This window comes from Pseudomonas putida, assembly GCF_025905425.1.
GTDB lineage: Bacteria > Pseudomonadota > Gammaproteobacteria > Pseudomonadales > Pseudomonadaceae > Aquipseudomonas > Aquipseudomonas putida_AF.
The window spans coordinates 4487812-4511563 of record NZ_CP109603.1; the positions used below are offsets into that span (position 1 = coordinate 4487812).

21 protein-coding genes are annotated in these 23752 nt (G+C 62.1%); 9 read left to right on the forward strand and 12 right to left on the reverse strand.

Features of this window, described 5'->3' with window-relative positions:
- Nucleotides 1–84: 84 nt before the first annotated feature.
- From cgtA to rplU, 3 genes are all read right to left on the reverse strand, one after another.
- Nucleotides 85–1311: an Obg family GTPase CgtA gene (cgtA, locus tag OGV19_RS20165; protein WP_264310355.1), complete on the reverse strand. Its 1227-nt coding sequence runs from the start codon at nt 1309–1311 to the stop codon at nt 85–87.
- Between the two features lie 188 nt (nt 1312–1499).
- Nucleotides 1500–1757, reverse strand: coding sequence for a 50S ribosomal protein L27 (rpmA, locus tag OGV19_RS20170; protein WP_008092023.1), 258 nt, complete (start codon nt 1755–1757; stop codon nt 1500–1502).
- 38 nt (nt 1758–1795) lie between these two features.
- The gene (rplU, locus tag OGV19_RS20175; RefSeq protein WP_003247466.1) at nt 1796–2110 is read right to left on the reverse strand and encodes a 50S ribosomal protein L21; all 315 of its coding nucleotides are present in this window, start codon (nt 2108–2110) and stop codon (nt 1796–1798) included.
- Between the two features lie 244 nt (nt 2111–2354).
- Between rplU and OGV19_RS20180 the strand changes: the two genes are divergently transcribed.
- The 3 genes from OGV19_RS20180 (at nt 2355) to OGV19_RS20190 (ending at nt 4226) form a co-directional block, all read left to right on the forward strand.
- Nucleotides 2355–3323, forward strand: coding sequence for a polyprenyl synthetase family protein (locus OGV19_RS20180; protein WP_264310356.1), 969 nt, complete (start codon nt 2355–2357; stop codon nt 3321–3323).
- A 164-nt stretch (nt 3324–3487) separates the two neighbouring features.
- A complete protein-coding gene (locus tag OGV19_RS20185; RefSeq protein ID WP_027594521.1) occupies nt 3488–3829 on the forward strand; it encodes a zinc ribbon domain-containing protein YjdM in 342 nt (113 codons plus the stop codon).
- Nucleotides 3830–3980: 151 nt separating this feature from the next.
- Nucleotides 3981–4226, forward strand: coding sequence for a PA4570 family protein (locus tag OGV19_RS20190; protein WP_003256316.1), 246 nt, complete (start codon nt 3981–3983; stop codon nt 4224–4226).
- A gap of 176 nt (nt 4227–4402) precedes the next feature.
- On the opposite strand, the gene OGV19_RS20195 is transcribed toward OGV19_RS20190, so the two are convergent.
- The 6 genes from OGV19_RS20195 to OGV19_RS20220 all read right to left on the reverse strand — a co-directional run bounded on the left by OGV19_RS20195 (nt 4403) and on the right by OGV19_RS20220 (nt 10268).
- Nucleotides 4403–5338 carry an IS110 family transposase gene (locus OGV19_RS20195; protein ID WP_264310357.1) on the reverse strand — a complete coding sequence of 312 codons (936 nt, stop codon included), beginning with the start codon at nt 5336–5338 and terminating at the stop codon, nt 4403–4405.
- Between the two features lie 257 nt (nt 5339–5595).
- The gene (locus tag OGV19_RS20200) at nt 5596–6213 is read right to left on the reverse strand and encodes a BamJ family beta-barrel-assembly machinery protein (protein ID WP_264310358.1); all 618 of its coding nucleotides are present in this window, start codon (nt 6211–6213) and stop codon (nt 5596–5598) included.
- An 85-nt stretch (nt 6214–6298) separates the two neighbouring features.
- Nucleotides 6299–6604, reverse strand: coding sequence for a DUF6482 family protein (locus OGV19_RS20205; protein WP_264310359.1), 306 nt, complete (start codon nt 6602–6604; stop codon nt 6299–6301).
- 109 nt (nt 6605–6713) lie between these two features.
- On the reverse strand, nt 6714–7202 hold the full coding sequence (locus OGV19_RS20210) for a TIGR00645 family protein (protein ID WP_016501546.1): 489 nt from the start codon (nt 7200–7202) through the stop codon (nt 6714–6716).
- Between the two features lie 112 nt (nt 7203–7314).
- Entirely contained in the window at nt 7315–7653 is a 339-nt protein-coding gene (locus tag OGV19_RS20215) for a PA4575 family protein (protein WP_016713353.1), read from the reverse strand.
- Nucleotides 7654–7829: 176 nt separating this feature from the next.
- Complete coding sequence (locus OGV19_RS20220; protein WP_264310360.1) at nt 7830–10268, reverse strand: Lon protease family protein; 2439 nt, start codon at nt 10266–10268, stop codon at nt 7830–7832.
- A 255-nt stretch (nt 10269–10523) separates the two neighbouring features.
- On the opposite strand from OGV19_RS20220, the gene OGV19_RS20225 reads away from it, so the two are divergent.
- From OGV19_RS20225 to OGV19_RS20240, 4 genes are all read left to right on the forward strand, one after another.
- Nucleotides 10524–11012 carry a DUF3015 domain-containing protein gene (locus tag OGV19_RS20225; RefSeq protein ID WP_027594526.1) on the forward strand — a complete coding sequence of 163 codons (489 nt, stop codon included), beginning with the start codon at nt 10524–10526 and terminating at the stop codon, nt 11010–11012.
- Between the two features lie 76 nt (nt 11013–11088).
- Complete coding sequence (locus OGV19_RS20230) at nt 11089–12942, forward strand: Lnb N-terminal periplasmic domain-containing protein (protein WP_264310361.1); 1854 nt, start codon at nt 11089–11091, stop codon at nt 12940–12942.
- Between the two features lie 78 nt (nt 12943–13020).
- Nucleotides 13021–13377 (forward strand): hypothetical protein, encoded by a 357-nt coding sequence (locus OGV19_RS20235; protein WP_264310362.1) that lies wholly within the window; start codon nt 13021–13023, stop codon nt 13375–13377.
- A gap of 66 nt (nt 13378–13443) precedes the next feature.
- Nucleotides 13444–13941 carry a GreA/GreB family elongation factor gene (locus OGV19_RS20240; RefSeq protein WP_264310363.1) on the forward strand — a complete coding sequence of 166 codons (498 nt, stop codon included), beginning with the start codon at nt 13444–13446 and terminating at the stop codon, nt 13939–13941.
- A gap of 168 nt (nt 13942–14109) precedes the next feature.
- Here the strand turns inward: OGV19_RS20240 and gdhA are convergent, their stop codons facing one another.
- The 3 genes from gdhA to OGV19_RS20255 form a co-directional block, all read right to left on the reverse strand.
- On the reverse strand, nt 14110–15450 hold the full coding sequence (gene gdhA, locus OGV19_RS20245) for an NADP-specific glutamate dehydrogenase (protein ID WP_264310364.1): 1341 nt from the start codon (nt 15448–15450) through the stop codon (nt 14110–14112).
- 314 nt (nt 15451–15764) lie between these two features.
- A complete protein-coding gene (ettA, locus tag OGV19_RS20250; protein ID WP_264313981.1) occupies nt 15765–17432 on the reverse strand; it encodes an energy-dependent translational throttle protein EttA in 1668 nt (555 codons plus the stop codon).
- A 262-nt stretch (nt 17433–17694) separates the two neighbouring features.
- A complete protein-coding gene (locus tag OGV19_RS20255; RefSeq protein ID WP_264310365.1) occupies nt 17695–18096 on the reverse strand; it encodes a hypothetical protein in 402 nt (133 codons plus the stop codon).
- Between the two features lie 269 nt (nt 18097–18365).
- Between OGV19_RS20255 and OGV19_RS20260 the strand changes: the two genes are divergently transcribed.
- Both OGV19_RS20260 and glyA read left to right on the forward strand, forming a co-directional pair.
- Nucleotides 18366–22196, forward strand: a complete 3831-nt coding sequence (locus OGV19_RS20260; RefSeq protein WP_264310366.1) for a sensor domain-containing protein — start codon at nt 18366–18368, stop codon at nt 22194–22196.
- 180 nt (nt 22197–22376) lie between these two features.
- On the forward strand, nt 22377–23630 hold the full coding sequence (gene glyA / locus OGV19_RS20265; protein ID WP_264310367.1) for a serine hydroxymethyltransferase: 1254 nt from the start codon (nt 22377–22379) through the stop codon (nt 23628–23630).
- Nucleotides 23631–23752 lie beyond the last annotated feature (122 nt).

The following is a 23752-nucleotide window of genomic DNA, read 5'->3' on the forward strand; positions in this document are numbered from 1 at the left end:
TTCTTCCAACCTATGTCGAATCTGTAGATACCGTAGATACAAAAACGCCGCTCCAGAGAGCGGCGTTTAGTGTACTGCAACCGGTCAGTCGCGCACGTAAATGATTTCTGGGCCGTCTTCGTCGTCCTCGAAATCATCGTCCCAACCGTCATCGTCGCCGATGTCGTGGACGCTCTTGACGCCAGTACGACGCAGGGTACGCGCGTCGTCCAGGGCCTGCAGCTGGGCACGGGCTTCGTCTTCGATGCGCTGGTCGAGGTCGGCCAGCTCTGCGGCGTAGGCCGGGTCGTTGGCCAGGCGGTCGGCGCGGTCTTCGAGGTAGCGCATGAGGTCGTGGCTGAGCTTGTCGGTGCCCTGCTTGGAAATGGCCGAGATCACGTAGACCGGGCCTTCCCACTGCAGACGCTCGACCACTTCCTTGACCCGCTCGTCACGCTCGTCGTCCATGACCATGTCGGACTTGTTCAGCACCAGCCAGCGCTCGCGCTCGGCCAGCGACGGGCTGAAGCGGGTCAGTTCGTTGACAATCACTTCGGCGGCATCGGCCGGGCTGCTTTCGTCCAGCGGCGCCATGTCGACCAGGTGCAGCAGCACACGGGTACGCGCCAGGTGCTTGAGGAAACGGATACCCAGGCCGGCACCGTCGGAAGCGCCTTCGATCAGGCCGGGGATGTCGGCAATGACGAAGCTCTTCCAGCGGTCGACGCTGACCACACCCAGGTTCGGCACCAGGGTGGTGAACGGGTAGTCGGCAACTTTCGGCTTGGCGGCCGATACCGAACGGATGAAGGTGCTCTTGCCCGCGTTCGGCAGGCCGAGCAGGCCGACGTCGGCCAACACCTTCATTTCCATTTTCAGGTCGCGCTGATCACCTGGCTTGCCCGGGGTGGTCTGGCGTGGCGCACGGTTGGTGCTGGACTTGAAACGGGTGTTACCCAGGCCGTGCCAGCCGCCTTGGGCGACCATCAGCTTTTGGCCAGGGGTGATCAGGTCACCGATCACTTCCTGGGTGGTGGCGTCGATCACCGTGGTGCCGACTGGCACGCGCAGGAACAGGTCTTCACCCTTCTTGCCGGTGCAATCGGTGCTGCCACCATTGGCGCCACGCTGGGCCTCGTGGTGACGGGTGTAGCGGTAGTCGACCAGGGTGTTGAGGTTTTCGTCGGCAACCATGAACACCGAGCCACCGTCGCCGCCGTCACCACCATTGGGGCCGCCGTTTTCGATGAATTTTTCGCGACGGAAGCTCATGCAACCGTTACCGCCGTCACCGGCTTTGACTCGAATCGATACTTCGTCAACAAACTTCATTAAAACCGCCTCTCGCCTTCCGACGAGCTGAATACTTAAAAAACCTGAGGCTCTTGCAAAAATGAGCGCGGCGGCCCCGTACGACCGTAGAAACCAACGCCGGCAGCCCATACAAACAGCTTTGCAAGAGGCTCACCACAAACGAAAAAGCCCCGTCGCATGACGGGGCTTCTGGAGCGAGGTCGCGATTAAGCGGCGACGATGCTCACGTAACGGCGGTTGAACTCGCCTTTCTTCTCGAACTTGATCACGCCTTCGATCTTGGCGAACAGGGTGTGATCCTTGCCCATGCCAACGCCGTAGCCGGCGTGGAACTGGGTGCCGCGCTGACGGACGATGATGTTGCCGGCCTTGACGACCTGGCTGCCATACATCTTCACGCCAAGGCGTTTCGATTCTGAGTCGCGACCGTTACGGGTACTACCACCAGCCTTCTTGTGAGCCATGGTTCAATTCTCCAAATAAATTCAGGGGATCTAGGGGATTAAGCCTGGATGCCGGTGATTTTGATCTCGGTGAACCACTGGCGGTGGCCCATACGCTTCATGTGGTGCTTACGGCGACGGAACTTGATGATGCGGACTTTATCGTGACGGCCTTGCGAAACGACTTCTGCAACAACTTTAGCGCCAGCGACAACTGGTGCGCCGATGGTGACTTCTTCACCGTTGGCAACCAGCAGAACGCGATCGAAAGTCACGGATTCGCCAGTGGCGACTTCCAGCTTTTCGATCTTGAGGAATTCACCTTCAGCGACTTTGTACTGCTTGCCGCCGGTAACGATTACTGCGTAAGACATGGTATTTCTCCGATAATCCTGCTCACCCAGCGCTTTATATATTGAGTATTGGCTGGCATGGCTGCATGGGGCTGGAACGGCCCGGTGCAATTGCGTAAGGCAGGTGCTGCCCAGGAAGTTAGGGTGCGCGATTGTACGCAACCCCGGTTTTGCTTGCAAGTACCGCCCCGGCGGTGCGGGCACCGCGCCTTGACACACCGGGACCCGCGACCTAGCATGCCGCGCAACGTCAATGGAGCAGCCGATGCAACCCCAAACCTTCTACCGCGCGGTGGCTGATGATTTCAGCGCCGTCGACGAGATCATCAAGAAGCAGCTGACCTCGCGCGTGCCGCTGGTATCGAAGATCGGCGACTATATCACGTCGGCCGGTGGCAAGCGCCTGCGTCCCCTGCTGGTCCTGCTCTGTGGCAAGGCCCTGGGCCGCGAAGGCGATGACCTGCGCCTGCTGGCAGCGACCATCGAGTTCCTGCACACCGCCACCCTGCTGCACGACGACGTCGTCGACATGTCGGGCATGCGCCGTGGCCGTTCCACCGCCAATGCGCTGTGGGGCAACGCGCCAAGCGTGCTGGTGGGTGACTTCCTTTATTCGCGCTCGTTCGAAATGATGGTCGAACTGGGTTCGATGCCGGTCATGCAGATCCTCTCCAAGGCCACCCGCGTCATCGCCGAGGGTGAAGTGCTGCAACTGTCGCGTGTTCGCGATGCCAGCACCACCGAAGAGGTGTACATGGAGGTCATCCGCGGCAAGACCGCCATGCTGTTCGAAGCCTCGACCCACAGCGCCGCCGCGCTGGCCGGCGCCAGCGAAGCGCAGCGCGAGGCCCTGCGGACCTTCGGCGACCACCTGGGCGTGGCCTTCCAACTGGTCGACGACCTGCTGGACTACAAGGGCGACTCGCAGACCTTGGGCAAGAACGTCGGTGACGACCTGGCCGAAGGCAAGCCGACCCTGCCGCTGATCTACACCATGCGCGAAGGCACGCCTGAGCAGGCTGCACTGGTGCGCAAGGCCATCCAGAAAGGTGGCCTTGAAGACCTCGAGCAGATCCGTGCAGCGGTCGAAGCCTCGGGCGCGCTGGACTACACCGCGCAGATGGCACGTGATTACGTGGCCAAGGCCATCGAGTGCCTGGAAGTGCTGCCGGCCAGTGAATACCGCGATGCGCTGGTTGAGCTGAGCGAATTTGCGGTAGCGCGTACGCACTGACAAACCAAGTCGCCTTCTTCGCGGGCAAGCCCGCTCCCACAGGATTTTCGCCGATCCCTGTAGGAGCGGGCTTGCCCGCGATGCTTTTGCAAGGACAAAACACTTCCGGGACAAAACCTTATACAATATGCGCCTTTAACCGCCTGTCTGTTTAAGGAACCGAAGTGAGCACTTTGCCGCCCTGCCCCAAATGCAATTCCGAATACACCTATGAGGATGGCAGCCAGCTGATCTGCCCCGAATGCGCCCACGAGTGGTCGGCCAACGGCGAAGCCGAAGCCGCCAGCGATGACGTGGTGAAAAAGGATTCGGTCGGCAACGTCCTGCAGGACGGCGATACCGTCACCGTGATCAAGGACCTCAAGGTCAAGGGCTCGTCCCTGGTGGTCAAGGTCGGCACCAAGGTCAAGAACATCCGCCTGTGCGACGGCGACCACGACATCGACTGCAAGATCGACGGCATCGGCGCCATGAAGCTGAAGTCCGAGTTCGTGCGTAAGGTCTGATTACACTGTGCGACGGGGCTACCTTCCGGGTGGCCCTGACAGATCCTGCAACAGGGTCATTGCACCGTCCGGCAAAAATACGCCAATAGACCCTTGCTATTTTGATAATAAGAATTATTCTCATTGGAACCGCTATCCAAGGAGAATAGCCATGACTTATCTGATCGACGCCTGGCTAGACCGCCCTCACCCTTACCTGCGCATCCTGCATCGCGAGACTGGCGAAGTCTGTGCCGTGCTCGAAGAAGAAGCGCTCGATGAACTGCGAGACCAGGGCGACCTGGACATGAGCGGGCTGAATTCGAGTGAACCTGGGGTGCTCAAGGAGCTGGTGCGGAATTTGTTTCTGTTCTGCTATGCGCGGGCATTGCGCCCTGGGGGGACAGACTGGAATTGATGTTTGCAGGCCCGACGCATTCGCGGGCAAGCCCGCTCCCACAAAGACCTCTCTGCTCAATAGGAGCGGCATCTCTGTGGGAGCAACTGTCTTCTTGTGGAAGCTGGCCTTGCCGGCGATGGGGCGCGTAGCGCCCCAGGCCCGGCTGTGCCGGGCATCGCCAGCAAGGCTTGCTCCTACGAATGAGCTATTTGCTCCTTCCAGGGCGTTCCGGTCTTGAGCATCGCATTTAGCCTCACTATCAATACTCGCATACACGCCACCACCGATACTTTCGCGCACTTCCCCTGGGCTCGCAGTGCTTTGTAGCGCTCGCAGAAGTCCTTGTTGTGCCGTATCACCACCCAGCAGGCCATATAGAGCGCCCGCCTGACTTGTGAGCGCCCCCCCCAGATTGAACGCTTGCCCGACTGCTTGCCGCTGTCCTGGTTGAACGGCGCAACACCGACCAAGGCGGCAATTTCCTTCTTATCCACCTGGCCCAGCTCTGGCAGCAAGGCCATCAGCTTTCCGGCAGTAATCAGACCAATTCCTTTGACTTGAGTGAGCTGTTTAACCCGATCATCAGGCAAAGCTGCTGCCTGCTGTGCGATCTCTTGTTCCAGCGCTCGAATTTCACCCTTCAGATAGGCGATGTGTTGTTCCAACCGCAAACAAACACTGGGAGCCCGCGCCTGCTTCAGGCGCCGCTTGTCATCGTCGCGCTGTTGGACGAAGCGATCCCGCTGCATAAGCAGTTCGCGCAGCAAAGCCCGCTCGGGTGTCATCACCTGGCAAGGCCGTGGGGGCATAACTTCAGCCAGGTGAGCCAAAACAGCTGCGTCAATGGGATCGGTCTTGGCGCGTTTACCCATCGACTTGGCAAAGTCCCGGGCACGACTGGGATTGATCCGGCAAACCGGAAAATCGGCATCCTGCAGCGCTTTGAGGACATTGCACTCGTAGCCACCGGTAGCTTCGAGCAAGACCATTGAAATTGCATGCCCGCCAAGCTTTTCGACGAGCAGTTGGAATCCCTTCAAGTCATTGGAAACACTGAAGTTCACCCCCTCAGGACGGATGTGAACAGCAAGTGTGGCACTGGAAACATCGATGCCGACAGAGGAAGACATGGCCAAACCCTCTTAAACTCAAGGAGTGAGAGCGCTTTGGCTTGGCCCACGCTTGTGATTCGAGATTACGCCCCTCATCCAACTGTTCGGGCTCTCGCCAAAGTGGAACGGTGAATGGCAGCTTTTGCTCCCACACGTGCTCTGGGCACCTCGGGCTATCAGCTTGCCATTCACCGCTCTCACTTCAGATTCTATTCCCTCTCCAAGACACAAGCGGGCTTGCCCCGCGAATGGGCCGCAAAGCGGCCCCAGCGGTCTTACAGAACGTCGAGCAGCTCGACGTCGAACACCAGGACGCTGTGCGGCGGGATGCTGCCGACGCCTTGGGCGCCGTAGGCCAGCTCGCTCGGCACGTACAGGCGCCATTTGCTGCCAGCGTTCATCAGCTGCAGGGCTTCGGTCCAGCCAGCAATCACGCCACCTACCGGGAATTCAGCCGGTTGGCCACGGTCGTAGGAGCTGTCGAACACGGTGCCGTCGATCAGGGTGCCGTGGTAGTGGGTGCGCACGTTGCTTTCGCGGGTCGGCTTGGCGCCAGCACCGGCGGTCAGCACTTCGAACTGCAGGCCCGAAGCCAGGGTGGTGATGCCTTCGCGCTTGGCGTTTTCGGCGAGGAATTCCTTGCCAGCGCCAGCAGCAGCTTCAGCCTTGGCAGCAGCCTCGGCTTGCATGATGTCGCGGATGACCTTGAAGCTGGCCGACAGGTCGGCTTCGCTGACGCGGCTGTCGGCGCCGTTGAAGGCGTCGGTCAGGCCGGCCAGGATGGCGTCCAGGCTAACGCCTGGTGGCGGGTTGTCACGCAGTTGGCCGCCCAGCTGACGGCCGATGCCGTAGCTGACGCGCGTTTCGTCGGTAGACAGGTTGAGTTCGGACATGGTCGTGCTCCACTGCAGGGCGCAGTGAAGCCGCGCCCTTGATGAAAAGGGCGAGCAGCCTAGCACACTGGGGCGCCGGGAGCAGCTACCAGGCCGAGCGGTGAGAAATCGGCACTTTCAGGTCTTCTTCCGGGTGCGTGCCCATGCCGCACATTTCGTCCTGCACTGACCAGTGCAACAGGTTCAGCGACAGCAATGGCAGGGCTTTGAGCAGGTCACGTGCCTCCTCCACGGAATGCACGCGCAAGCGTTGCCCATGGCTGTCGGAAAGCGGGTGCGCACGGCCCTTGACCCGGGCCTCCAGAAGATAATCACCACCTTCGATGGCGATCAGATTGAGTTCGTCGACATGGCCAACCCTGGCCTCGGTATTGAGCTGATGCAGGTTCATGAGAGCACCTCGCCGCGGGAACCGCGCATGAGTGCTCATTTTTTGTACAGCGGCTAGGAATACACAAGGTAAAACTGACGCCACTCGTCAGTTTTACCCCTTGGCGGACTCAGTGCTTGGTGAGCTTGTCCAGGTAGCCCATGCAGAAGGCCGACACCACGAAGGTCATGTGGATGATCACGTACCACATCAGGTAGTCGGTGGAGATGTTCTGTGCATCCATGAACACCCGCAGCAGGTGAATGGACGAAATGGCCACGATCGAGGCGGCAACCTTCATCTTCAGCGAAGAAGAGTCCATCTTGCCGAGCCAGTTGAGCTTCTCTTTGCTGTCGTCGATGTCCAATTGCGAGACGAAGTTCTCGTAGCCGGAAATCATCACCATCACCAGCAGGCCGCCCACCAGCGACATGTCGATCAACGACAGGATCACCAGGATCAGGTCGGCTTCGCTCAGGGCAAACACGTTGGGCAGAACGTGAACGACTTCCTGGAAGAACTTCAGGGCCAGGGCCAGCAAGCCGAGGGACAAGCCGAAATAGATAGGGGCGAGCAGCCAGCGCGAGGCATACATCGCGTTTTCGAGAATACGTTCCATGGAGGGTAAGGGACTCGTCAGGTGACTAAAAAAGCGACGGCGAGTATAGCCAGCCACCTGTTACAGCAAAAGCTGAATCGAATGGGGGCCGCTTGGCGGCCCCAACCCCCAATCAACTTTCAGGATGAAACTGATAGTCCCCCAGGTTGCGGCAGCGCTCGCCATTGATCCGACGTAGCTGCGCCTGCAGGTGCAGGCACCAGATCTGCGGGTCTTCGGCAACCTGATAGCCATGTAACGTGAGGCTGTCGACGATGGCATTGAGCACCGACTCGGCTACCAGCGGCCCGTGAAAAGGCCCCTGGGCCTTGATGGCCGAAGGTTGTTCACCGGCCATGCCGGCGGCGAACAGCAGCGTCCACATACCGTTGTCACCGGCCAGTGGGCGAATGCTGCATTCGATGCGGGTCACCAGGCCCAGGCACTGGCGAGTAAGGCTGAGGTTGCGCATGGCCGCGTCCCCTCCAATGAGCCCTGTTCAGCCCGAAACCCTCAGGCTGTTTCCATCCTGAACCCTGATACCGTCCTAAGTACTAGCATATAGGCTCCAGCATAGAAGAACAGCCCAGAAAGATGGAAAACCGGCGCTGAACGGTAGCATATCGCCGCCAGCGCCGATTTATTGACTCAGGCGGGTTTGGCCTGCGCAATTATCTCCTCCAGACGCTCCTTTTCCGCCTCTTTGATGTCTTCTTCGCTGATCATTTCGGCGATTTCACGCAGGCGTTCCACCACGCGAGCATTGACGCTGCCCTCGGTGAACTCGCCCTTGTCGTCCGCCACCCCGGCCTCCTCGCCCACCAGCAGGCTCAGCGCCTCGTCAGCCTGGCTGACCGCGTAGACGTGGAACTGCCCATTTTCGACCGCCTGCAGCACCCGCTCGTCGAGCATCAACGTAGCGACGTTGGCGCGCGGAATGATCACCCCTTGCTCGCCGGTCAGGCCGCGGGCCTCGCACAGGCGGAAGAAGCCTTCGATCTTCTCGTTGACCCCACCCACCGCCTGCACTTCGCCGAACTGGTTGATCGAGCCGGTGATGGCGAAGCACTGCTTGAGTGGCGTGCGCGACAACGCCGAGATCAGCGTGCATGCTTCGCCCAGCGACGCACTGTCACCGTCCACGTAGCCGTAGGACTGTTCCAGGGCGATGCTCGCCGAAATCGCCAGCGGGAATTCCTGGGCATAGCGGCTACCCAGGTAGCCCGTGAGAATCATCACCCCCTTGGAGTGGATTGGCTGGCCCAGGTTGACCTCACGCTCGATGTCGACGATGCCGCTGCCGCCGGGGTAGACGGTGGCAGAGATACGCGCCGGCATGCCGAATGCCGAATCACCCACTTCCAGCACCGTCAGGCCGTTGCACTTGCCGATGGCCGCACCTTCGGTGTCGATCAGGATGATGCCGGCGAGCATGTCGTCCAGCACCCGCTGCGAAACACGCCCGGTGCGGGTGGCCTTGGCCTTGAGCGCGCGCTCAATGTGCCCGGCGTCGGTCATCTCGTCGCTGGCCAGCTGGCGGATGAAGTCGGCTTCGCTGACCAATTGGAACAGGTCACCGATGCGTGCCGACAGCCGCGACTGGTTCTCCGCCAGCCGGGCGCTGTAGGTGGCCAGGCGCGCCACGGCGTCGCTGGTCAGCGGCGCCATGCCTTCTTCGTTGGTGCGGGTGCGCAAGAGCTGGGCGAATTGCTCCAGGTTCTCGTCGACCATGGGCATGTCTTCGTCGAAGTCCACCAGCACCCGGAACATTTCCTGGAAGTCCGAATCGTGGTCCTGCAGCGCGTAGTAGAGCTGGCGCGAGCCAATGATCACCAGCTTGACGTTAAGCGGGATCATTTGCGGCGTCAGGCTGACGCTCGCCACCCGGCCTAGCTCACCCAGCGGCGACTCCATCTTCAGCTTGCGCGACTGCAGCGCACGCTTGAGGGCATCCCAGACAAAGGGCTCGCCGAGCATCTTCTCGGCTTCCAGGATCAGGAAGCCACCGTTGGCCCGGTGCAAGGCCCCCGGACGCAACTGGCGGTAGGAGGTGTACAGCGCGCCCTGGTCGGTGCTGTATTCGATCCGGCCGAACAGGTTGTCGTAGGTCGGGTGCGGCTCGAACACCACTGGCGCACCACCATCGTGGTGATGACCGACCACCAGGCTCGGCGCGTACTGCTCTTCGAGCATCTTGCGCGCCACGGCGTCGGTCTTGCTGTCATCGACCAGTTGCTCGACCACGGTGCGCAGCAGGTTCAACTGCACCGACTGCAGGTAGGCGCAAACGGCCGCGTTCTCGGCGTACTTTTCCGACAGCGGCGCCAGCAGCGGCTGCAGGGCCAGGGTAATGGTTTCTTCGTTGAGATGACGCAGCTGGTTGTTCGACTCACGCTTCCACTGTGGCAGGCTGGCCAGCTCTTCGTTGAGGCGCTCCTCAAGCTCGGCGATATCCTCGTGGAACCTTTCACGGACTTCTTCGGGCAGTTGCGCGAACTCGGCCTCGTCCAGCGCCTTGCCTTCGGCCATCGGGGTGAAGGCGACGTTGCTGGCGTCGCGGTAAAGGGCCACGTCTTTCTCCAGCGAGGCCCGCTCGATCACATCCAGGGCGCGGTCATAGCGCTGGTTGAAGGTGCGGTCGATGGCGCCCTTCTTCTGCTGGTACGACGGGTGCTCGAACACCGCCGGGAAGGTCGACAACAGGTTGTCGATCAACCCGTTCATGTCGGCGATGAACTCACCGGCGCTGCCCGAGGGCAGTTCCAGGGCACGCGGTTCGCGGGTGTCCTCGTAATGGTTGACGTAAACCCAGTCGGCTGGGGTGTGCTGGCGCTTGCCCTCGGCCTTGAGGTAGCGCTTGACGAACGAGAAGCGGCCCGTGCCAGGCTCGCCCATCACATACACGTTGTAACCAGGGCGAGGCATGGCCACGCCGAATTGCAGGGCCTCGACTGCTCGCTCCTGGCCCAGGACGCCTCGAAACGGCTCCAGATCGTCGGTGTGGGTAAAAGCAAACTGCTCGGGGGAAAAACGCCGGGTCAGGGCTTCAGGCGCAAGACGCAGGCGCGCAGCGACAGGATCGGGCATTGGGTTTCCTTACTTCGGCGGGGCGGATACGCAGCATTCTGGCGCTGCCCGCGCGCGCCTTGCAAGGCCGGGCGGGACTTTATGTCGCAGTCGCGATAACGCAGGCCTTCGGGCAAATTTTTCGCAATCAACAACGCAACCTTTAGATCGTGCCTAAACTCCAAACTGCGCGGGTGGGTGAAATGCTTTCCCGACCTGGCAACCGAGTTGCCAGAAACCCTGACCCTTGGTTAAGACAAATAGAGAACAAATGCTATGAAACGGATTCTTCTGGGTACTCTGTTCACCGTGGTCTCTCTCAACGCCATGGCCGAAGCGCCTGGCGGCCCGAACTGCGGCTGGGGCAACATGCTGTTCGAAGGCCAACGCGGTACTCCGGCCCACTTCCTGGCTTCCACCACCAACGGCACCTCCGGCAACGCCACCTTCGGCATGACCTCTGGCACCAACGGCTGCTCCACCAAGGCTTCGCTGACCTATGGCGGCAAGTCCTGGTTCGCCATGAACGGCATGATGAACGAGCTGTCCGAAGACATGGCCATGGGCAAGGGCGAGGCGCTGACCACCTATGCCGTGGTACTGGGTGTGGCGCCTGAAGACCGCACCTACTTCGAGTCGGTCACCCACCAGCACTTCAGCCAGATCTTCAGCAGCGCCGACGTGACGGCCGAAACCGTGCACAGCAATACCCTGGCCGTTCTGAAGAACGATCCACGCCTGGCCAAATACGCCACCGAGGCTTAAGCGCAGCATCCCCCGCCCCCCTGTCGGGGCGGGTTTCGCCCTTTCTTTCGGCATCGTAAAGAAGTAGTTGCCCGATATGCTCAAACGCCTCGCTTACCTGGCGCTGTGTGCCTGCGCCCCTGTTCATGCTGCGCCTGCGCTGGATGAAGGCCGTATTCAGCAACTGGCCAGTACCCCCTACTGGATCGCCCTTGGCCACTACGAGACCGCCAAGCTCGGTGGCTGGCGAAGCTATGTGGACGACACCCAGTTCTTTCTCGCCGAGGATGGCGCGCACCACCCGGACCAGGAGTTACGGGCCACGGTGCAGGCGCTGTATGCGCCGGCCAGCCTGGGCGACAAGCATGCCCAATGCGTCTTTCCGGCCCGCACCCGCTGGCTCAAGGAGCAACTGGGGCTGACTGACCTGCCACAGCCCGACTGCCAGGAATTCAAGACCTGGTACGCCTCGATCGACCCGCACAGCGCCGCGCTGATCTTCCCGGCGGCCTACCTGAACAGCCCGTCGTCGATGTTCGGCCACACGCTGCTGCGCATCGACCAGTCCAACACCCGCAGCGACGACACCACGCTGCTGAGCTACGCGATCAACTTCGGTGCCTACATCGAAGGCAGCGACAACAGCATCCTGTATGCCTGGAAGGGCCTGATGGGCGGCTACCCAGGCCTGTTCGCGTTGATGCCTTACCAGGAGAAGCTGTCCGAGTACCGCAGCCTGGAAAACCGCGACCTGTGGGAGTACCAGCTGGACCTCACCCCGCAAGAGACCGGGCGCATGGTCGAGCATGTGTGGGAGCTCAAGCAGATCCAGTTCGACTACTTCTTCTTCGACGAGAACTGCTCCTACCGCCTGCTGGAACTGCTGCAGGTGGCCCGGCCCAGCCTGGACCTGACCTCGCAGTTTCCGCTGACCGCGATCCCTACCGACACAGTCAAGGCCGTGCGCCAGTCTGGCCTGGTGTCCAGCGTCAACTACCGGCCTTCACGCGAGCGCGAACTGCTGGCCCGCGCCGAACCGCTCGATCATCACGAAAAGCAGCAGGTGCTGGCTGTCAGCGCCGATACCGCACGGCTGCAAAGCCCCGAATTCACCGCCCTGCCCCGCGAGCGCCAGGCGCTGGTGCAAGATGCCGCCTACCGCCTGGAGCGTTACCGCGCCAACGGCCAGGCGCGCGATCCGGGCCAGGCCACGCGCAGCTTCGAGCTGCTGCGGGCGATCAACCGCAACCCGCCGCCTGCGCTGGATATCGAGCGCCCGGGGCTGCCCGAGGATGGCCATGACTCACGCACCTGGCAGCTGGGTGTCGGTACGCGGGAAGACCGTGCCTACGCCGAGTACGGCCTGCGCATGGCCTATCACGACCTCAACGACAACGCCTACGGTTTCCCGCTGGGTGCGCAGATCGAGATTCTGCAGCTTAAAGTGCGCCAGTACGAAGGCAATGACTGGCAGGTACAGCGCCTTGACCTTGCCACCATCCGCTCCCTGACGCCGCGTAACGAATTGCTCAAACCCTGGTCATGGCAGGTGACCGGCGGCCTGGAGCGGGTACCCGGCAAGCATGACGACGAGGTGCTGGTGAGCCATGTGAACGGCGGTGCCGGCGGTACCTGGCAACTGGCCGATGGCCTGCTGGGCTTTGCTCTGGGCACAGTGCGGGTCGAGCACCACAACGACTTCGCCGAGTTCATCGCCCCGGCAGCGGGGTTCAACAGCGGGCTGCTGTGGCGCAACGGGCTGGGCAACCTGACGCTGGAGGCGAAGGGGGACTTCTTCACCAATGGCGAGGTGCGGCGCAGCGTGAGCCTGAACCAGCAATGGGAAATCAGCCGCAACCTTGGCCTGCGGTTAAGCGCTTCGCGCGAATTCAGCCACCTGGCGACGGCGCAGAACGAGGTGATGCTGGAGCTGAAGTGGTACCACTACTGACTCTTTGACACTGTTTTGACAGCTCGCCGACAAATCGCCACCTAGACTCTCCAGCATCAACCGGAGGGTCTAGTGGTCATGTCGCGGTACTGGTTAGGCCTGTGCATTGCCTTTTTGCTGTCAGGGTGCGAAACCACCCACGAACAGATGCTCAACCACGGTTACCCCCCCGCCTACGCCGATGGCTTCCAGGATGGCTGCAGCAGCGGCCGCCAGGCGGCTGGGCTGATGGTCGGGGACTTTCGCAAGGACGTGCCGCGTTACCTGCACAACCGCCAGTACGAAAGCGGCTGGGACGATGGTTTTCGCCAGTGCCACGCCCTGCAGAACAGCGAAGACCAGCGTGAATACCGCGACCGCTACTGGGACCAACGCGACCGTGACTGGGAGCACGAGAAGGACCGCGATGCCGCACGGGCCTATCGCCACAAGTAGGTCGTAAACTGACATCCCTTGAAACCGGCGGCCTGCCATCATGGTCTCCTGCACAAGGAGGCCACCATGAGCCGAGCGTTCGTCAACGAAGACCAGGCCGCCGCCCAGGCCGACCAGCCGGTGGAGCGGCGTGTCAGCGAGCAACCCAACTACGTCACCGCCCTGGGCCTGGCGCAATTGCAGCAACGGGTGGCCGAACTCAACACAGTGCGCAGCCAGTTGCAGGCCCAGGGCGAGCATGCAGACAAGCAGCGCCTGGCCGATGCCGAACGCGACCTGCGCTACTTCAGCGCACGGGTGCAGAGCGCCCAGGTGGTGCCTGCCGCAACCTCGCAAGACAAGGTGCAGATTGGTAGCCGGGTGAGGTTTGTGGATGAGCAGGGCCAGGCGCATGAGGTGCAACTGGTGGGCGAAGATCAGGCCGATGCGGGCCGCGGGTTGATCAACTGGGGCTCGCCACTGGGGCGGGCGTTGTTGGGCGCGGGGCCGGGGGATGAAGTGGTTTGGCGGCGGCCGGTGGGGGATCAGATGATCGAGGTGGTCGCCATCGAGGGTGAGGTTTGAGGGCCTTGGGGCTGCTCTGCAGCCCATTCGCGGCGCAAGGCCGCTCCCACACAGGTTGGACTGCCCCCAAGAAGTTGGACACCAATCCAACCTTTGGGGGCAGTCCACAGGTTATGGGAGCGGCCTTGTGCCGCGAATGGGCCGCAAAGCGGCCCCAACAATCTTGAATCAGACCACGCCCTGCGCCAGCATGGCATCCGCCACTTTCACAAAGCCGGCGATGTTCGCGCCCTTGACGTAGTTGATCGTGCCATCCGCCTCTTCACCGTAGTGAACACACGCATGGTGGATCGACTGCATGATGTTGTGCAGCTTGCTGTCCACTTCACCGGCCGTCCACAGCAGGCGCATGGCGTTCTGCGACATCTCCAGGCCCGACACGGCCACGCCACCGGCGTTGGATGCTTTGCCCGGGGCGTACAGGATGCCCGCGTCCAGGAAGATATCCACAGCTTCGAGGGTGGTCGGCATGTTGGCGCCTTCGGCGACGCAGAAGCAGCCGTTGCGCAGCAGCGTGCGGGCGTCTTCGGTGTCCAGCTCGTTTTGCGTGGCGCATGGCAGGGCGATGTCGCACGGCAGGCTCCACGGGGTCTGGCCCTTGCGGAACTCCAGGCCGAACTCGCCCGCCAGCGTGCTGAGGCGGCCACGCTTGACGTTTTTCAGCTCCATCACGGCGTCCCACTGGGCGTCGGTCAGGCCGGCTTCGGCGTACAGCGTACCTTCGGAATCGGACAGCGAGATGACCTTGCCGCCCAGGTCCATGACCTTGCGCGCGGCATACTGGGCCACGTTGCCGGACCCGGAAACCGCCACACGGCGGCCATCGATACGCAGGTCACGGCGCTTGAGCATTTCTTCAGCAAAGTACACACAGCCGTAGCCGGTGGCTTCCGGGCGGATCAGGCTGCCGCCGTAGGTCATGCCCTTGCCGGTCAGCACCGAGGTGAACTGGTTGGCCAGGCGCTTGTACTGGCCGAACATGAAGCCGATCTCGCGGGCACCCACGCCGATGTCACCGGCAGGTACGTCGATATCGGCACCAATGTGGCGGTACAGCTCGCTCATGAATGCCTGGCAGAAGCGCATGACTTCCGCGTCGCTCTTGCCCTTGGGGTCGAAGTCCGAGCCGCCTTTACCGCCGCCCATGGGCAGCGAGGTCAGCGAGTTTTTGAACACCTGCTCGAAGGCCAGGAACTTGAGCACGCCCAGGTTCACCGACGGGTGGAAGCGCAGGCCGCCCTTGTAAGGGCCGATGGCGCTGCTCATCTGGATGCGGTAGCCGCGGTTGACCTGGACCTTGCCCTGGTCATCGACCCACGAAACGCGGAACAGCACGGCGCGCTCGGGTTCGACCATGCGCTCCAGGATACCGGCCTGCAGGTAGTGGGGGTTGGCTTCGAGGAACGGCCAGAGGGTGCGCAAGACTTCTTCCACTGCCTGGTGGAACTCGGGCTGGGCAGGATCGCGTTGTTTGAGGCGCGCGAGGAAATTATCGACAGATTCGATCATGGTAGACATCTCACCAAGAGGATTGGACTTATTGGTTTTTTTTCGAATGTACCAAGAAGCAATCGCACGAGAACAGGGCGGAATGTCGTTTTTTTGAAATTATTTGGTGCGTTTTTATAAGTGTATACAAACCATCAATAAATTTGTTAGCAGGAATGGCCTCTTCGCGGGGCAAGCCCGCTCCCACAGGGCCCTGTGCATACGGGTGATTCTGTGGGAGCGGGCTTGCCCCGCGAAGCGGCTAACACCGATTTTATGCCAGGCACAAAAATGGGGCCCCTGAGGGCCCCATTCTTGTGCAACGCTAAACCCGCTTACTGGGCCAGCTTCTTGTGCCGTACACGGTGCGGCTGGGCAGCAGCATCGCCGAGGCGCTTCTTGCGGTCGGCTTCGTACTCGGTGTAGTTGCCTTCGAAGAACATCACGTTCGAGTCGTCTTCGTACGCCAGGATGTGAGTGGCCACACGGTCCAGGAACCAACGGTCGTGGGAAATCACAATGGCGGCGCCCGGGAAGTCCAGCAGGGCTTCTTCCAGGGAACGCAAGGTTTCGACGTCAAGGTCGTTGGACGGTTCGTCGAGCAGCAGGACGTTACCGCCCTCCTTCAGGGTCAGGGCCAGGTGCAGACGGCCACGCTCACCACCGGACAGGTCCTTGACGAACTTCTGCTGATCGCCGCCCTTGAAGTTGAAGCGACCCACATAGGTGCGCGACGGGATCTCGTAGTTACCGATACGGATCTGGTCGGAACCGTCGGAGATCTGCTGGAACACGGTCTTGGAACCGTCCAGGTCTTCGCGGCTCTGGTCGACGCAGGCCAGTTGCACGGTTTCGCCGATTTCGATGCTGCCCGAGTCCGGCTGCTCTTTGCCCATCAGCATGCGGAACAGGGTCGACTTACCGGCGCCGTTACCACCGATCACGCCGACGATGGCGCCTTTAGGCATGGCGAACGACAGGTTGTCGATCAGCACGCGGTCGCCATAGCCTTTGGAAACGTTCTTGAACTCGATGACCTTGTCACCCAGGCGCGGGCCGGCCGGGATGTAGATCTCGTTGGTCTCGCTGCGCTTCTGGAACTCCTGCGATTGCAGTTCTTCAAAGCGCTGCAGACGGGCCTTGGATTTGGACTGGCGGGCCTTGGCGCCTTTGCGCACCCACTCCAGTTCCTCTTTCATGGCTTTTTCGTGGGCGCTCTGCTGCTTGGATTCCTGCGCCAGACGGTCCGACTTGGCCTCCAGCCAGCCCGAGTAGTTGCCTTCGTACGGGATACCGGCGCCGCGGTCCAGTTCGAGGATCCAGCCGGCGACGTTGTCGAGGAAGTAACGGTCGTGGGTAATCGCTACCACGGTGCCGGGGAAGTCGTGCAGGAAGCGCTCCAGCCAGGCCACCGAGTCGGCATCCAGGTGGTTGGTCGGTTCGTCGAGCAGCAGCATGTCGGGGGCCGACAGCAGCAGGCGGCACAGGGCCACACGGCGCTTTTCACCACCGGACAGGTGTTCGATTTTCGCGTCCCAGGCCGGCAGACGCAGGGCGTCGGCGGCGACGTCCAGTTGGCGCTCGAGGTTGTGGCCATCGGCAGCCTGCAGGATCGACTCAAGCTTGGCCTGCTCGGCGGCCAGCTTGTCGAAGTCGGCATCGGGTTCTGCGTAGGCGGCGTAGACCTCGTCCAGGCGAGCCTGGGCGTCCTTGATCACACTGACCGCTTCCTCGACCACTTCACGCACGGTCTTGGCTGGGTCGAGTTGTGGTTCCTGCGGCAGGTAACCGACGTTGATGTCGGGCATCGGACGGGCTTCGCCGTCGAATTCCTTGTCGACGCCCGCCATGATGCGCAGCAGGGTCGATTTACCCGCGCCGTTCAGGCCGAGTACGCCGATCTTGGCGCCTGGGAAGAACGACAGGGAAATGTTCTTGAGAATTTCGCGCTTCGGCGGCACGACCTTGCTCAGCCGATGCATGGTGTAGACGTATTGAGCCAAAACCAAGCCCTCTAAATAGGTAAAGACATCGACGAACGCCCGGCAGTGGGCCAGGGGGATGTGTTTACGGGGTGTCATTGAACAAAGTCGACCATTCTACGCCAACGCACGGCGTTGCATAGGAGGGTCGGGTGGGGGGATCAACAGGGGCCGCTGTGCGGCCCATTCGCGGGGCAAGCCCGCTCCCACTGGTCCGTAAGTTCGCACAGTACCTGTGGGAGCGGGCTTGCCCGCGAAGAGGCCAGAACTGACCTTAAAAAGCTCAGACGTGACGCTGTTTAGCCTTGCCCCGCGGCAACCGGCAACGGTCGCCCTGCTCGGCCAGGCGCGCGGCCCAGGCAGCCTTGACGCTCATCCCGCCTTTGCGGGCAGGCTGTTCAACGGCCTTGGCCGGCTGCGCAGCAGGCGCACTGACAACCTTGGCAGCCGGCTTGGCCGCGACCGCTGTCACTGCCGCCTCTGCCGGTGCTGCCGCCTTAGCGGTCTTGCGCAGTTCGGCCAGCGACGGGGCCTTGCTTTTCGAGGCGGCTGCCGCCTCGGGTTTGACCAGCGAACGCTGGCACGACTTGCAGGATACGTCCGTGGTCACGGCAGTGCTGACAAGGGTCTGACTGCTGCGCCCACAGGCGGAATCGAGGCCATTGGAGGAAAAGTGAGTAACCAAAACCGAACATCTCCGAAGCGTTGTCATTGAAGCGGGCGGCATTCTCGCACAGGTTGCAGGGGCTTGCCGAACCACGGGCCGCCACCACGACCGTCGGCAGGGCGAGCACCACCGGACAACTGGACTGGCACTTTGCCACAATCCTAGGCATGCTAGCCCGTTTCGGGTGTCCGGCCTTATAGTGCGCCACCGCGGTCTGGCAACCAGACACCGGCACCCAGGTGCATGATCAATCCCTGCCATCGCCAGCCCAATCGCAGGACCAACGCTTGACCAATCTCTCTCAACCGTCGTCGCTGCGTCCCACGCCAATGGCTCCCGTCGCGTCCCTGCGCGGGTCGATCAAGGGTGCGCTGGCCCTGTTGGCCCTGATTCTGCTGGGGCTGCTTTTGTGGCAGCTGTTCGCCCAGTTCAGCCATACCCAGGCCGACCTGCGCAAGCAGAGCCTGGAAGCCACCGCCGAGCTGGCCGACCACCTCGGCCTGAACATGGCGCTGAAGGCCCAGCAGGCCGTGAATGTGGTGCAGCCCTACGTCAATGCACCGACGCCTGCGGCCCTGCCCAGCTTGCTCGACACCCTGCGCCAACGCCTGCCCGCCCTGCGCGACATGGCCTGGCTGGCCCCCTCCGGGCAGATCCGCGCCGACAGCCTCGCCAACAGCCCAGACCGCCAACTGATTAGCGAGCTGCTCACGCTGAACCAAGGGCGCCCTTACTTCTTCGCCAATGCGGCGGACAACAGCACCATTTACCTGTTGCTGCGCCAATCCGCCGAGCAAGACCGCGGCTATTGGCTGTTGCGCCTGTCGCCAGCCTACTACCGCACCCTCACCGTGCACCTGGACAGCCCAGGCCACCCCTTGTGGCTGCTGGAAAACAGCCGCAGCGGCGCGGTGCTGGACCGCCATGCCACCGCCCAGGCCAGCCCGGCGCCGCTGCAGAGCGTGATGCTGGCCTTTATCGACAACAGCACCTGGCAACTGCGCGGCCTGTTCGACGCCGAGCGGGCCCAACAGAAGTTGCTGCCGGCACTGATCGGCAAGTGCCTGCTGGTGCTGTTCTGCGCCCTGCTGCCGGTGCTGGCGCTGATCAACATGCGCCGTCGCCAGCGCGCGCTGCAAGAAGACCGCCGGCGCTATCAGGAAATCTTCGAGGGCACCGGCGTCGCCCTGTGCGTGCTCGACCTCTCCAGCCTCCCCGGCCAGCTCGACCGCTACCACCTGCGCAATCGCGCAGCGCTCAAGCACAGCCTGGCCCTGGACCCGAACCTGCGCCGCGCGCTGCTGCAGGAACTGAAGATCACCGAGATCAACCAGGTGGCGCGCCAGTTGCTCAACGTCGAGTGCCACGAAGGTGCCTGGCGGCGACTGATCGATGGCAGCGGCGATGGCCGCGACAGCATCGGCATGCAGCTGATTGATGCACTGATCGAACAACGCTCGCTGCTGGAGCTGGAAGTCCGCCTGCCGGCACCACTGGGCGGTGAACTGCACCTGTGGCTGATGGCCCGCCTGCCGCTGCAGCGCCGCGACTACCAGGCGGTGATCCTCAGCATCAGCGACATCACCAGCCGCAAGCAGGTGGAATTGTCGTTGCTCGAACGCGAGAGCTTCTGGTCGGACGTGGTGCGTACCGTGCCCGACCAGCTCTACGTGCAGGACGTGCCCACCCAGCGCATGATCTTCAGCAACCGCCACCTCGGCCAGACCCTGGGCTACAACCGCACAGAGCTGGCGCAGATGGGCGACCGGTTCTGGGAATTGCTGCTGCACCCTGAAGACGCCACGCACTTCGAGGCACTGCGCCAGCATCAGCGTGAAACCGGCCACGCCCAGCCGTTGCATTGCCAACTGCGCTTCCGTCACCACGACGGTGGCTGGCGTTGCTACGACATCCGCGAACAGGTGCTGACCCGCGACAACGATGGCCAGGTGACCCGCATCATCGGCGTGGGCAAAGACGTCACCGTGCAAATCGAGGCCAGCCAGTCGCTGCGCGACAGCGAACAGCGCTACCGCATGCTGGCCGAAAGCATCAGCGACGTGATTTTCTCCACCGACAGCCAACTGCAGCTCAACTACGTCAGCCCCTCGGTCAAAGCGGTACTGGGTTACCAGGCCGAGTGGATCTTCAACAACGGCTGGCAATCGATCATCGCCAACCCGGCCCAGCTGACCGGCATCTACAGCCTGATGGAACGCGTCAGCAATGCCATGGGCGACTGCGAACAACTGGCCCAGTTGCGTAGCCAGTTGCCCACCCAATTGTTCCTGTTCGACTGCTTGCGCGCCGATGGCCGCAAGATCCCGATCGAACTTCGCCTGGTGTTGGTGTGGGACGATCAGGAGCGCTTCGAAGGTGTGCTGGGGGTCGGCCGCGACATCAGCCAGCAGCGCCGTGCCGAGAAAGACCTGCGCATGGCCGCCACGGTATTCGAGCACTCGACCTCGGCCATCCTCATCACCGACCCGGCCGGCTACATCGTCCAGGCCAACGAGGCGTTCAGCCGGGTCAGCGGCTATGCGGTCAGCGACGTGCTCGACCAACTGCCCGGCATGCTCACCGTCGAGCAACAGCAGGAAGGCCACCTGCGCTACGTGGTCAAGCAACTGCACCAACGCGGCAGCTGGGAAGGCGAAGTGTGGCTCAAGCGCCGCGACGGCGACCACTACCCGGCTTGGGTCGGCATCACTGCGGTGCTGGACGACGAGGGCGACCTGGCCAGCTACGTGTGCTTCTTCACCGACATCAGCGAGCGCAAGGCCAGCGAGCAGCGCATCCACCGCCTGGCCTACTACGATGCCCTCACCCACCTGCCTAACCGCACGCTGTTCCAGGACCGCCTGCACACGGCCCTGCAACAGGCCGAACGGCAAAAGGCCTGGGTGGTGTTGATGTTCCTCGACCTGGACCGGTTCAAGCCGATCAACGACTCCCTCGGCCATGCTGCGGGCGATCGCATGCTCAAGGACATGGCCCTGCGCCTGCTGGCCTGCGTGGATGACGACGACACCGTGGCGCGCATGGGCGGCGATGAATTCACCTTGCTGCTGCAGCCGCGCTCAACCCGCGAGATGGCGCTCAACCGCGCCATCCACGTGGCCGAGAACATCCTCGCCAGCCTGGTACGGCCCTTCGTGCTGGAAAACCGCGAATTCTTCGTCACCGCCAGTATCGGCATCGCCCTCAGCCCACAGGATGGCAGCGAGCTGAGCCAGCTGATGAAAAACGCCGACACCGCGATGTACCACGCCAAAGAGCGCGGCAAGAACAACTTCCAGTTCTACCAGGCCGAAATGAACGCCAGCGCCCTGGAGCGCCTGGAGCTTGAAAGCGACCTGCGCCATGCCATGGAGCAGAACGAGTTCATCCTTTACTACCAGCCGCAGTTCAGCGGCGATGGCAAGCGCCTGACCGGTGCCGAAGCCCTGTTGCGCTGGCGCCACCCAACCCGCGGCCTGGTGCCGCCGGGCGATTTCATCCCGGTGATCGAAGAGCTGGGCCTGGTGGTGGATGTCGGCGACTGGGTGCTGCGCGAAGCCAGCCGCCAGCTCAAGGCCTGGCACAAGGCCAAGGTGCGGGTGCCGAAGGTGTCGGTGAACATCTCGGCGCGGCAGTTCTCCGACGGCCAGCTGGGCACGCGCATCGCCAACATTCTGGAGGAAAGCGAGCTGCCACCGGCGTGCCTGGAGCTGGAGCTGACCGAAAGCATCCTGATGCGCGAGGTCAACGAGGCCTTGCAGATTCTGGCCAGCCTGAAAAACCTCGGCCTGAGCATCGCGGTCGACGACTTTGGCACCGGTTACTCGTCGCTCAACTACCTCAAGCAGTTCCCCATCGACGTGCTGAAAATCGACCGCACCTTCGTCGATGGTTTGCCCGAGGGCGAGCAGGACGCGCAGATTGCCCGGGCGATCATCGCCATGGCCCACAGCCTGAACCTGGCGGTGATCGCCGAAGGCGTGGAAACCCACGAGCAGCTGGAGTTCTTGCGTGAGCATGGTTGCGACGAGGTGCAGGGCTACCTGTTCGGGCGGCCGATGCCGGCGCATCAGTTCGAGGCGCAGTTCGCCAACGAGACGCTGTTCATGTTCCAGTAGCGGGCCAGTGCGGTCTTTTGGCGCCGCAAAAAACGGACCTTGAAGTCAACTCCAGCCCAGGCAGGGCGCGGGATGCAACATGAAGGCCTTTGGTCCGCGACTTGACGTCACTTCATATGCCAGGCGCGAAGCAATCGGTTAGAATGCCCACCCAATTCAGCCCGATCCTTGAGGACCGCCATGTTCAGCCGTGATTTGACCATTGCCAAGTACGACGCCGAGCTCTTCGAAGCCATGCAGCAAGAAGCTTTGCGCCAGGAAGAGCATATCGAGCTGATCGCTTCGGAAAACTACACCAGCCCGGCGGTAATGGAAGCCCAGGGTTCGGTACTGACCAACAAGTACGCCGAAGGCTACCCAGGCAAGCGCTACTACGGTGGTTGCGAGTACGTCGACGTGGTCGAGCAACTGGCCATCGACCGCGCCAAAGAGCTGTTCGGCGCCGACTACGCCAACGTTCAGCCACACGCCGGTTCGCAAGCCAACTCCGCCGTTTACCTGGCCCTGCTGTCGGCCGGTGACACCATTCTGGGCATGAGCCTGGCCCACGGTGGCCACCTGACCCACGGTGCTTCCGTAAGCTCCTCGGGCAAGCTGTACAACGCCATCCAGTACGGCATCGACGCCAACGGTCTGATCGACTACGACGAAGTCGAGCGCCTGGCTGTAGAGCACAAGCCAAAAATGATCGTTGCCGGCTTCTCGGCCTACTCGCAGGTGCTGGACTTCCCACGCTTCCGCGCCATCGCCGACAAGGTCGGTGCCTACCTGTTCGTCGACATGGCCCACGTTGCTGGCCTGGTTGCCGCAGGCGTGTACCCGAACCCTGTGCCGTTCGCCGACGTGGTCACCACCACCACCCACAAGACCCTGCGCGGTCCACGTGGCGGCCTGATCCTGGCCCGTGCCAACGCCGACATCGAGAAGAAGCTGAACTCCGCCGTGTTCCCAGGCGCCCAGGGCGGCCCGCTGGAGCACGTCATCGCGGCCAAGGCGATCTGCTTCAAAGAAGCCCTGCAGCCTGAGTTCAAAGCTTACCAGCAGCAAGTGGTGAAAAACGCCCAGGCCATGGCCAGCGTGTTCATCGAGCGTGGTTTCGACGTCGTTTCCGGCGGCACCGAAAACCACCTGTTCCTGCTGTCGCTGATCAAGCAGGAAATCTCCGGTAAGGACGCTGACGCCGCTCTGGGCAAAGCCTTCATCACCGTCAACAAGAACTCGGTCCCGAACGACCCACGTTCCCCGTTCGTCACCTCGGGCCTGCGTTTCGGCACCCCGGCTGTGACCACTCGTGGCTTCAAGGAAGCCGAGTGCAAAGAGCTGGCCGGCTGGATCTGCGACATCCTGGCTGACCTGAACAACGAAGCGGTGATCGATGCCGTGCGTGAGAAGGTCAAGGCTATCTGCAAGAAGCTGCCGGTTTACGGCAACTGATTGGCACTAGCTTGATGTGAGAAAGCCCGGCCTTGTGCCGGGCTTTTTTGTGTTTGCCCGCTTTGCGGAACCTGTTCCAAATGGGCCCCCTGCGCAAGACACCCTAGCCTGCTGCCTCCACC

What these genes read in the sequence shown, in the direction of transcription:
- OGV19_RS20190 (WP_003256316.1), top strand. Translation starts at nt 3,981, where the DNA reads ATGACTTATCTGATCGACGCCTGGCTAGACCGCCCTCACCCTTACCTG.
- OGV19_RS20235 (WP_264310362.1), top strand. Translation starts at nt 13,021, where the DNA reads ATGTCGCGGTACTGGTTAGGCCTGTGCATTGCCTTTTTGCTGTCAGGG.
- OGV19_RS20220 (WP_264310360.1), bottom strand. Translation starts at nt 10,268, where the DNA reads ATGCCCGATCCTGTCGCTGCGCGCCTGCGTCTTGCGCCTGAAGCCCTG.
- OGV19_RS20200 (WP_264310358.1), bottom strand. Translation starts at nt 6,213, where the DNA reads ATGTCCGAACTCAACCTGTCTACCGACGAAACGCGCGTCAGCTACGGC.
- OGV19_RS20210 (WP_016501546.1), bottom strand. Translation starts at nt 7,202, where the DNA reads ATGGAACGTATTCTCGAAAACGCGATGTATGCCTCGCGCTGGCTGCTC.
- OGV19_RS20240 (WP_264310363.1), top strand. Translation starts at nt 13,444, where the DNA reads ATGAGCCGAGCGTTCGTCAACGAAGACCAGGCCGCCGCCCAGGCCGAC.
- OGV19_RS20215 (WP_016713353.1), bottom strand. Translation starts at nt 7,653, where the DNA reads ATGCGCAACCTCAGCCTTACTCGCCAGTGCCTGGGCCTGGTGACCCGC.
- OGV19_RS20225 (WP_027594526.1), top strand. Translation starts at nt 10,524, where the DNA reads ATGAAACGGATTCTTCTGGGTACTCTGTTCACCGTGGTCTCTCTCAAC.
- rpmA (WP_008092023.1), bottom strand. Translation starts at nt 1,757, where the DNA reads ATGGCTCACAAGAAGGCTGGTGGTAGTACCCGTAACGGTCGCGACTCA.
- glyA (WP_264310367.1), top strand. Translation starts at nt 22,377, where the DNA reads ATGTTCAGCCGTGATTTGACCATTGCCAAGTACGACGCCGAGCTCTTC.
- gdhA (WP_264310364.1), bottom strand. Translation starts at nt 15,450, where the DNA reads ATGATCGAATCTGTCGATAATTTCCTCGCGCGCCTCAAACAACGCGAT.
- cgtA (WP_264310355.1), bottom strand. Translation starts at nt 1,311, where the DNA reads ATGAAGTTTGTTGACGAAGTATCGATTCGAGTCAAAGCCGGTGACGGC.
- OGV19_RS20205 (WP_264310359.1), bottom strand. Translation starts at nt 6,604, where the DNA reads ATGAACCTGCATCAGCTCAATACCGAGGCCAGGGTTGGCCATGTCGAC.
- rplU (WP_003247466.1), bottom strand. Translation starts at nt 2,110, where the DNA reads ATGTCTTACGCAGTAATCGTTACCGGCGGCAAGCAGTACAAAGTCGCT.
- OGV19_RS20195 (WP_264310357.1), bottom strand. Translation starts at nt 5,338, where the DNA reads ATGTCTTCCTCTGTCGGCATCGATGTTTCCAGTGCCACACTTGCTGTT.
- OGV19_RS20180 (WP_264310356.1), top strand. Translation starts at nt 2,355, where the DNA reads ATGCAACCCCAAACCTTCTACCGCGCGGTGGCTGATGATTTCAGCGCC.
- OGV19_RS20230 (WP_264310361.1), top strand. Translation starts at nt 11,089, where the DNA reads ATGCTCAAACGCCTCGCTTACCTGGCGCTGTGTGCCTGCGCCCCTGTT.